The sequence below is a fragment of the Bartonella sp. AP72JLCBS genome (genome assembly GCF_042195705.1).
Classification (GTDB): Bacteria; Pseudomonadota; Alphaproteobacteria; order Rhizobiales; family Rhizobiaceae; genus Bartonella.
Genome location: NZ_JBHIOU010000068.1, coordinates 1 through 1,299 on the forward strand (window position 1 = coordinate 1; position 1,299 = coordinate 1,299).

A 1,299-nucleotide genomic window follows, 5' to 3' on the forward strand; every position below is an offset into this window, starting at 1 on the left:
GGATAGATTTGCGTCCAGAAGATTTTTTTTATCCCGAGCGCTTGCAGAGATTAATGCAAGAGCAACACCCCCCAATGACTACATTTGCAAAAAGTTCCGGCGTTGATAGCGCGCGTGAGACTTTGCAGCCTTAAGGAGGTGATGATGGCTGTAGAAAAGAAATACGAACTTACTGATGAAACAATTGAGTTTGATGGCAGAACACTTCACCGCATTCGTGCACTGAGAGACTTTGGTGATGTTAAAGCAGGTGATTTAGGAGGCTATATCGAGAAAGAAGACAACCTAAGTCATGAAGGTGATTGTTGGGTTGGGAATAGGGCATGGGTTTATGGTGATGCACGTGTTTTTGGCAATGCCAAGGTTCTTGGTTTTTCTCATGTTTATGACAATGCCCGTGTTTATGAGAATGCCAATGTTCTTTTAGCAGCTGCGATTTATGGCAACGCCAAGGTTTGTGGTAATGCGCATGTATTTGGCAATGCCAAGGTTTGTGATGAAGCTGCGGTTTTTGGTAATGCTTACGTTTACGATAATATCCATGTTTATGGCAGCGCCAAGGTTTATGGCAACGCCAAGGTTTGTGGTTATGCCAAGGTTTGTGATGCTGCTAAGGTGTTCGGTCATGCCGTGGTTTATGGTAAGGCCAAGATTTATGGAAATGCATATGTTTGCGGCACTGAAGAATATGGTGGCGACAGAGTTTATATGTGTTCACATAATGCAAATGAAGCGCATAAGAATGATGATGGTAAGCCTCGTGTAGAGCTTATACCGCCGTTGGCACTGATTGAAATCGGCAAAGTTTTAGAGTTTGGGGCAAAGAAGTACGGAGCAAACAATTGGCGTAATGGCATGCACTGGAGCAGGTTTCACGGTGCTGCTTTACGTCATTTATTAGCATGGTTTGGTGGAGAGCATAAGGATGCTGAGAGTGATTTATCACACTTGGCACATGCGGCTTGTTGCATTCTTTTTTTAATGGAATGCGAAGCACAACAGATTGGTCATGATGACCGCCCTCATAAAAATTAAAGGAGATAAAGATGAGTTCGAATGAGATTTTATGGATAGCAGTGGTTTCAGTTTTGCTCTTAAGCGGAGTGATGTTTCGTATTGCATTGCATTATCGCGATCAAGTTAAAGCACTTAAAGAGCAGGTTCAAGATATTAAGAAAAAAATGAAAGAGAATGAGTTTAGGTATTTAAAGGAAAGCAAGCAGACAATTGATGAATGTGATGCGGATCTTGAAGAACGTGACAAGGAAATTAAACAACTGAAGCAAGAGATTGAAGAAC

At 42.0% G+C, this 1,299-nt stretch carries 1 protein-coding gene and 1 pseudogene; both read left to right on the forward strand.

The window, feature by feature from the left end:
* Positions 1-708 precede the first annotated feature (708 nt).
* Positions 709-1,035 carry a dATP/dGTP diphosphohydrolase domain-containing protein gene (locus ACFILO_RS09390; protein WP_375678206.1) on the forward strand — a complete coding sequence of 109 codons (327 nt, stop codon included), beginning with the start codon at positions 709-711 and terminating at the stop codon, positions 1,033-1,035.
* Positions 1,036-1,046: 11 nt separating this feature from the next.
* Positions 1,047-1,299: pseudogene (locus tag ACFILO_RS09395) on the forward strand (hypothetical protein); the annotation flags it as partial.